Origin of the sequence: Massilia sp. TWR1-2-2 (assembly GCF_049897565.1) — a bacterium.
In the GTDB taxonomy this organism is placed as follows: domain Bacteria; phylum Pseudomonadota; class Gammaproteobacteria; order Burkholderiales; family Burkholderiaceae_D; genus JAFCUW01.
The window spans coordinates 1-865 of sequence record NZ_JAFCWM010000100.1; the positions used below are offsets into that span (position 1 = coordinate 1).

At 63.0% G+C, this 865-nt stretch carries 1 protein-coding gene; it reads left to right on the top strand.

Features of this window, described 5'->3' with window-relative positions:
- The coding region (locus ACP7DD_RS26550; RefSeq protein ID WP_426178398.1) for a DUF4331 domain-containing protein at nucleotides 1–865 on the top strand (865 nt) is incomplete at both ends.

Here is an 865-nt window from a genome sequence, read left to right on the forward strand (position 1 = left end):
TCGGTACGCATTCCGCTGATCAATTCGAGCACCATCTCCGGCGTCAACCCGGCGTCGCTGAACGTGCGTGAAACCTACACCATCGACATGGTCAAGGGCGACCGCCGCTCCGGCACGCGCACCCGGCTGGCCGCTGTCACCGGCGGCGCCACCGAATTCGACAAGCCGGTCGACAACATCGGCGACAAGACCTTCGGCAGTGCCACCGCCTACGAGACCTACGCCAACCTGCACATGTACGACATCAACATGGGCACCTGCGGCAACGGCCGCGTGTTTGTCGGCCAGCGCAAGGAGCCGTTCTATATCGCTGTCGGCAAGATCTTCGACCTGTTCAACCTGAACCCGCTCGGACCTGAAGTCGGCGGCAACAAGAACGACCTCGAAGGCAAGAACGTCAGCTCGATCGCCATCGAAGTGCCGATCGCCTGCCTGACCAACGGCACCGAGCCGGTCATTGGCGGCTACGCCACCGCCAGCCTGCGCCAGGGCCGCCTGCTCAATCCAGCGCCGAAAACCGGCATCAACAACGCCACCAAGGAAGGCGGCGCCTGGTCGCAGGTGTCGCGCGTCGGCATGCCGCTGGTAAACGAAGTGATCATTGGCCTGGACGACAAGGACAAGTTCAACGCGTCCAAGCCGAAGGATGACGGCCAGTTTATCGACTACGTTACCAATCCGGTACTGCCGGCTGTGGTGCAGACGCTGTTCCCATCGGCACCGGCGCCGACGAACTTCCCGCGTACCGACCTCGTCACCGTGTTCCTGAAGGGTATCGAGGGCGTCAACCAGCCTAAGAACGTGGTCGCCTCCGAGATGCTGCGCCTGAACACGACGATCGCGCCGCGTCCGGTCGCTACGCAGA